Annotated in this window: 7 protein-coding genes; 4 read left to right on the top strand and 3 right to left on the bottom strand. The window is 76.1% G+C overall.

Going from position 1 to position 6,561, the window contains the following annotated elements:
* The first annotated feature begins 74 nt into the window (after positions 1 to 74).
* Positions 75 to 1,562 (top strand): D-alanyl-D-alanine carboxypeptidase/D-alanyl-D-alanine-endopeptidase, encoded by a 1,488-nt coding sequence (gene dacB, locus EF918_RS00695; protein ID WP_260609670.1) that lies wholly within the window; start codon positions 75 to 77, stop codon positions 1,560 to 1,562.
* Between the two features lie 85 nt (positions 1,563 to 1,647).
* Here dacB and EF918_RS00690 read toward each other — a convergent pair whose 3' ends face one another.
* Positions 1,648 to 2,901, bottom strand: coding sequence for an MFS transporter (locus EF918_RS00690; RefSeq protein ID WP_125638833.1), 1,254 nt, complete (start codon positions 2,899 to 2,901; stop codon positions 1,648 to 1,650).
* 119 nt (positions 2,902 to 3,020) lie between these two features.
* Here EF918_RS00690 and EF918_RS38920 point away from each other — a divergent pair, with 119 nt between their 5' ends.
* Positions 3,021 to 3,527: a MarR family winged helix-turn-helix transcriptional regulator gene (locus EF918_RS38920; RefSeq protein WP_125638828.1), complete on the top strand. Its 507-nt coding sequence runs from the start codon at positions 3,021 to 3,023 to the stop codon at positions 3,525 to 3,527.
* 37 nt (positions 3,528 to 3,564) lie between these two features.
* Here EF918_RS38920 and EF918_RS00680 read toward each other — a convergent pair whose 3' ends face one another.
* Together EF918_RS00680 and EF918_RS00675 are read right to left on the bottom strand one after the other, a co-directional pair.
* A complete protein-coding gene (locus EF918_RS00680; RefSeq protein WP_125638825.1) occupies positions 3,565 to 4,155 on the bottom strand; it encodes a MarR family winged helix-turn-helix transcriptional regulator in 591 nt (196 codons plus the stop codon).
* Positions 4,156 to 4,356: 201 nt separating this feature from the next.
* The gene (locus EF918_RS00675; protein WP_125638822.1) at positions 4,357 to 4,536 is read right to left on the bottom strand and encodes a hypothetical protein; all 180 of its coding nucleotides are present in this window, start codon (positions 4,534 to 4,536) and stop codon (positions 4,357 to 4,359) included.
* 338 nt (positions 4,537 to 4,874) lie between these two features.
* Here EF918_RS00675 and EF918_RS00670 point away from each other — a divergent pair, with 338 nt between their 5' ends.
* Positions 4,875 to 5,861, top strand: a complete 987-nt coding sequence (locus EF918_RS00670; protein ID WP_125638843.1) for a helix-turn-helix domain-containing protein — start codon at positions 4,875 to 4,877, stop codon at positions 5,859 to 5,861.
* Positions 5,862 to 5,885: 24 nt separating this feature from the next.
* A complete protein-coding gene (locus tag EF918_RS00665) occupies positions 5,886 to 6,368 on the top strand; it encodes a DUF456 domain-containing protein (protein WP_125638818.1) in 483 nt (160 codons plus the stop codon).
* Positions 6,369 to 6,561 lie beyond the last annotated feature (193 nt).

Raw genomic sequence — 6,561 nt, 5'->3', positions numbered from 1 at the left:
CCTCCTCCCCGGCATCCCCCACGTCCTCTCCGGCGCCCTCCCCGACGCCGCTGCCCACGCCGTGGCCGACCGGGGTGGGCGACCCGGGCCGGCTGGATCCGCGGATCACCGCGATCATGGCCAAGCCGGAGTACCGCAACGCCCAGTGGGGCCTGCTGCAGACCGAGCCGGCCGACGGCCGGGTGCTGCACAGCATGTACCCGGGGCAGTTCTTCATCCCCGGCTCCGTCGCCAAGCTGTTCTCGGTCTCCGCGACCTGGCGGACCCTGGGCACGGACCACCGCTTCGTGACCCCCGTGTACGCGGTGGGCCGGCGCAGCGGGTCCACGCTGACCGGCGACCTCGACCTCGTCGCCCAGGGGGACCTCACCCTGGGCGGGCGGACCCGGCCCGACGGTACGGTCGCCTACACCGACCTCGACCACACCTACGCCAACGACTTCCCCGGCGCCACCCTCACCCCGGAGAACCCGCTCGCCGGGATCGACCAGCTCGCGCGGCAGGTCCGCGCCTCCGGGATCACCCGGGTCGAGGGCGATGTCGTCGTCGACACCCGGCTGTTCGCGCCCGACCCGGAACTCGACCCGGTCCCCACTCCGCTGATCGTCAACGACAACCTGATCGACCTGCTGACCGGACCCGGGGACCGGCCGGGCGCCGACGCCACGGTCACGTGGCGGCCTCAGGTCGCGCCGTACCGGGTCACGTCCACGGTGAAGACGGTCGAGGCGGGCGGCCCGACGGACATCACCGTGACGACCACGGCGGGCGGCACCCGGATCCGGCTCTCCGGCACCGTCGCGGCCGACGCCCGGCCGCTGCTGCGCACCGCGCCGATCACGGACCCGGCCGCCTTCGGCCGCACCGCGCTGATCGAGGCACTGGCCCGCGCGGGCGTGCGGGTCACCGCCGCGCCGACCGGCCCCGACCCGGTCGCCCGCCTCCCCCGTGACTACGCCGGCCGGCCCCGGGTGGCGGCCTACACCTCACCGCCGTACGAGCAGTACGCCAAGCTCATCCTCAAGGTCAGCCACAACCTCGGCGCCAACCTGGGCATCTGCCTGATGGCCGTCACCGCCCGCAGCGACCGGTGCGCGGCCGGCTTCCCGGTGCTCGCACGGTTCCTCGACACGGCCCGCGTCGACCGCACACAGGTGCAGCTCATGGACGGCCGCGGCGGCAACCCCGCCGACCGCGCCACCCCGCAGGCCGTCGTCCAGATGCTGGCGTACTGGCAGCGCACCCCGGACGCCCGGCGCTTCCGGGAGGCCCTGCCGATCCTCGGCGTCGACGGCCTGCTGGCCCTGAACTGCCGCGACTGCCCGGCACGCGGCAAGGTGTTCGCCAAGACCGGCGCGGCCGTCGGCGGCGACGCCGTCAACGACCGCCTCGCCGTCGGCGCCATCACGATCGCCGGCTACCTCGACCAGGGCGCCGGCCGCTTCGACCCCTTCTACGCGGGCGTCAACGGCGCCTCCACCGCCACGACCGACGTCTCGGGCGTCATCTCCATCGCCGACGACGTGGCCCTGATCGCCGCCCACCTCCAGGAGACGTCCTGACCCGCACCCCCACCCACGCCGACAGGAGCGGCGACGCTGCGCCGGGTCGACGCCGCGTACGCCGCTCCTGGCGACGGTCCTCCGCTCAGCCGAGGAGCAGGACCGCGAGGGCCGGGCCGAAGGCGCCGCCGAGCTGGTAGCAGAGGGCGAACAGGCCGATGGCGGCGGGGCGTTGGGTCGGGACGACCTGGGCGGCGGCCCGGACGGACAGGGTGGCCTGGCCCGCGACGGTGGCGAAGACCGCCAGGGCCGCGACCCCGAGCAGCGCCGGGGCCCACGGGCTCAGCAGGGCGGTCAGCGGGGCCGCGGCCCCTGCCGTGACCAGCACGGCCAGCAGCCGGCGGTGTCCGAGCCGGGCCGATGCGGCGGCCAGCAGCCAGGACACGACGGATCCGGTGAGGAGCGCCACGAGCTGGCCGGTGCCGATGGCCGCCGGCGACCACTCGGTGCGCCCGGCGAGCAGCCGCGGGATCGCGAACAGCAGGGTGAAGTACGAGGTGGACAGGGTGCCGGCGAGCAGGGCGGACGGGACGAATCCGGGGGCGCGCAGCACCGCGAGCGGGACGAAGCCCTCCGAGCGGGCGCGGACGTGCAGGACCAGCAGGACGGCGGGGACCACGGCGGCGGCCAGGGCGAGGGCCGGGTGGCGCGGCACCATCACCAGCGCGGTGACCAGCGTCAGGAGCAGAGCGGCGCCCCGCCCGTCGAAGCGGGCCCCCGGATCGGGCCGTCCCGCGGCGGTGCAGCGGGCGACCACGGGTACGGCGAGCAGCGAGACCACCGACACCGCCAGGGCGATCCGCCAGGACAGGGCCCCCGCGACCCAGGAGCCCAGCAGCGGTCCGACCGCCCCGAGCACCCCGAACCCGGCCGAGACGACGCCCATCCGGCGGGCGTCGCCCGCCGCCAGGCCCATGGCCACCGTGATCAGGCCGGCGGCGCCCAGGGCCTGGGCGGCCCGGCCGGCCAGGGCCAGCGGCAGCCAGGGCGCGGCCACGAGCGCCACCGTGCCGGCCAGCACCAGCAGCGCGCTCAGCCGGAGCGCGTACCGCGGCCCGCGCAGGCGGACGAGGCCGCCGACGAGCGGGGTGCCGACGGCCATGGCCCAGGCGAAGACCTGGACGAACCACGTGGCCGTGGCGGTGCCGACCCCCCAGGAGCCGGCGATGTCGTCCAGGATCAGCACCGGGGCGTTGGCCGCCGCCGCGGCGGGCGTGGCCAGCAGGGCCAGCCACGGGGCGGGGGCGGCCGGTGCGGGCCCGTTCGCCGCTGTCCCGGCGGTCGTCCCGGTCGTCCCGGCCGTCCGTGTCGTCTTCTTCGGTGCGTGTGCGAGCGGCATGGGCGCTCCCCCCGATTCCTCAACCTTGATAATCTCAACGTTGAGATAAGTGAACTCGAAGATCCTTTCAGCGTCAAGTCTCTTAACGTTGAGAAGGTCAACCTTGAAAGGAATGCGGCGTGAGTGACGCCATCGACGCGATCGTCGGCCAGTGGACGGCGGAACGCCCCGAACTGGCGGACCGGATGTGGCCGGTCCAGCTCGTGGGCCGGATCCAGCGGCTCAACCGGATCGTGGAGCGCGAGGTCAAGAGCTTCCTCGCCGCGTACGACCTGGAGTTCAGCGAGTTCGACGTCCTGACCAGCCTGCGCCGTTCGGGCCCGCCCTACGAGCTGACCGCGGGGGCCTTCCTCAAGGCGGCCATGGTCACCTCCGGCGCCATCACCAACCGCATCGACCGGATGGAGGGCAAGGGGCTGGTCGAGCGCGTCCGCGACCCCGCGGACCGCCGGCAGGTCCGGATCCGTCTCACCCCCCAGGGCCGTGCCCTGATCGACGAGGTGGTCGTCGCCCACTTCGAGAACCTGGCCGGACTGCTGACCGCCCTCGACCGCGAGGAGACCGAGGCGGCGGCGGTCACCTTGCGCGCCCTGCTGGAGTCCCTGGGCGACACGTCGATCGCGTAGCGGGGCGGGCGGGGGTCCGGGCGGACCGCTCGGCGGCTCAGCCCCGGCGGCGCGGTGACGTCGCCGGCGTGCGGTAGCCGGGGTGCACCCCGGGGGTCAGTCCCTGCTCCGCCGCCACGCGGTCCAGCAGCTCGTGCAGGTGCGCCCGCTGGGCGGGGTCCAGCGCGGCGAGCAGGTCGTCCTCGTGGGCGGCGGCCTTGCGGGAGACCGCGCCGAGGGTGCGCCGGCCGTCGGCGGTCAGGTGCAGCTCGTGGTTGCGCCGGTCCTCGGCGCTGCGCCGCCGCTCGACCAGGCCCTTGCCCTCCAGCCCGTCGATGAGGGCCACGACCCGGCTCGGCACCACTCCCAGGTCCTCCGCGAGCGACCGCTGGCTGCGGCCGGGCTGCCCGGCGATCATCCGCAGCAGTCCCACGTCCGGCGGGGTCAGGCCGAGTTCCCCGACCCGTTCGGCGAAGCGCGCGGCGGCGTGCGCGCCGATCTGCGCCAGCAGGAACGCGGCTCCGCGCGGGGCGGTGGCCGGGCCGGCGGGGGCGTCCGGGGTGGCGGACCTGGAGGTGGGCGGGTCGGCCAGGAGGTCGTCGTAGAGCTTGTGCCACCAGTCGTCCGGGGCCGTCCCGTGCTGATTCATGCCCTTATTGTGGGCCGCGCGGGGCGCCCGGAAACGCGGAACGGGGGTCGCCGGGCACCCCGCCGGACGACCCCCTGGCCAAGCGTTCGAGCTACGCCCGCACGTCGTACGCCCGTACGACCGTCTGGGTGACGGAAGCCCCGTTCGCGTCGGTCGGTTCCACCTTCAGCGTGACCTGCCGCCCGGCCGCGCCACGGTGGTCTACCACGGTCGTCCACCGCCCGTCGGGCTGCGCCTGCTCCGCGCCGTGGTCCAGTGCTCGCCGTCGCAGGAGTACGAGAGCCGGGCCGAGGTCGGCGCGCCCGGCGCGTACCCGGCGTGGCCGGTCACCGAGAGGCCGAGCTGCTGGCCGTCGACGCCCTGTCGTTCGGCGGCGAGCACCGGCCGTCCCGCCGCGTCGCGCGGCGCGACCGAGGCGCCGGTGGGGAGGGCGGTCGGCCGGCGGATGTCGGATCTGCGGTGGCGCCACCCTGGCAGACGGGTACGAACTGCGGTGATGATGTTGCGCGGCGGGTTCGCGCCGTGGCCGCTTCCCGCCAGGGGGCGGCCAGGGGACGGCGTGGGGAGCCATGGGGAAGCCGCGCGGAGGCGTGGGACGAGACGGGGGGGAGCTGGTGGTCGGCATGGTCGGAACGACCGGGGTGGCCGGGGTGGCCGCTACGGGCGGTACGGGCGGTACGGGCGGTACGCCGCGCGGGGCGGTCGGTGCGCCGGGTGGCGTGCTGGGCGCGATAGGGCTGGACGAGGGGCAGGAGTCGGCGTACCGGGCGCTGGTGGTCCTGGGGGCGGCGGAGGTGCCGGACCTGGCGCACCGGCTGACCCTGCCGGTGCCCCAGACGGAACGGGCGCTGCGGCACCTGGAGCGGCACGGGCTGGCGGCGCAGTCCTCGGCCCGGCCGGGCCGCTGGGTGGCGGCGCCGCCGGGGGTGGCACTGGGGGCGCTGCTGACGCAGCAGCGGCACGAGCTGGAGCAGGCGGAGATGGCGGCGGCGGTGCTGGCCGAGGAGTACCGGGCGGAGGCCGCGTCGGCGGCGGAGCCGGCGGTGCACGACCTGGTGGAGGCGGTGACGGGCGCGAGCGCGGTGGCGCACCGCTTCCACCAGCTCCAGTTGGGGGCCGTGGAGGAGGTGTGCGCGCTGGTGACCGGTCGACCGCAGGTGGTGCCGGGCCCGGACAACGACGCGGAGGACCGGGCGGCGCAGCGCGGGGTGGCGTACCGGGTGGTGATCGAGCGGGAGGTGCTGACGGAGCCGGCCGGGCTCGCGGAGGCGCACGCGGCGCTCGGCCGGGGCGAGCGGTTGCGGGTGGTCGCGCAGGTGCCGACGAAGCTGGTGATCGCGGACCGGAGCCTGGCGATGGTCCCGCTGACGGCGCGGGGCGCCGAACCGGCGGCGCTGGTGGTGCACGCCTCGGGCCTGCTGGAGTCGCTGCGGGGGCTGTTCGAGGCGGTGTGGCGCGAGGCGCTGCCGCTGCGGCTGGGCCCGGCGGGGACGGTGGAGGACGCGCCGCTCGCCCCGGACGCCACGGACCTGGAGATCCTCTCGCTGCTCCTGGCGGGGATGACGGACGCGAGCGTGGCCAAGCACCTGGAGCTGGGGCTGCGGACGGTCCAGCGCCGGGTGAAGGGCCTGATGGAGCTGTGCGGGGTGACGACCCGGCTCCAGCTGGGCTGGCACGCGTACGAACGGGGCTGGGTGGCCCGCTAGCCCCCGTTCGGTCACGCTGGGCAGGTGGACGTGCCGGAGCTGCTCCTGGTGGGCCTGGTCCTGGTGCTCGGCGTGGTGGGCGTACTCGTACCGGGGGTGCCCGGCACGTGGCTGGTGTGGGCGGGGCTGCTGTGGTGGACGTTGCAGGCTCCGACGGCCCTGGCGTGGTCCCTGCTGGTCGCGGCCACCGCGCTGCTGCTGGTGGTCCAGCTGGTGACGTGGCAGCTGCCGCCACGCCGCCTCCGTGAGGCCGGCGTGACCCGCCGCATGGCCGCCGCGGCCGGCGCCGGTGCCGTCCTGGGCTTCGTCCTGGTCCCGGTCCTCGGCGCCGTCCCCGGCTTCATGGCCGGCATCTACGCCTCCGAACGCCTCCGCCTGGGCACCCACGGCGAGGCCATGGCGTCCCTCCGCACGGTGATGCGCGCGGTGGGCACGAGCGTCCTGGTCGAACTCCTGGCCTGCCTGATGGTCCTGGCAGCCTGGCTGGGCGCGGTCCTCACCATGTGACCCCCGCACCGGGGCCGAACCGTGCCGGGCCCGCCCGGGCCCGGGCGTAGCGGACCGCCTGCCCCGCCTCCCCGGGCCCGGGCGGGGCCGACGCCGGACCGGGGTCCGCGGCCGGGCGCCGGCGCGCAGCCGGTCCTGACCGCGGGGGCCGGGGCGCTGCCCCGCACTGCGTCAGGCCGAGGTCGGCCCTGCG

It is taken from the genome of Streptomyces sp. WAC06614 (assembly GCF_003949795.1).
Classification (GTDB): domain Bacteria; phylum Actinomycetota; class Actinomycetes; order Streptomycetales; family Streptomycetaceae; genus Streptomyces.
Note: the sequence above shows the minus strand (reverse complement) of the source record. Positions and strands in the feature narration are given on the sequence as shown.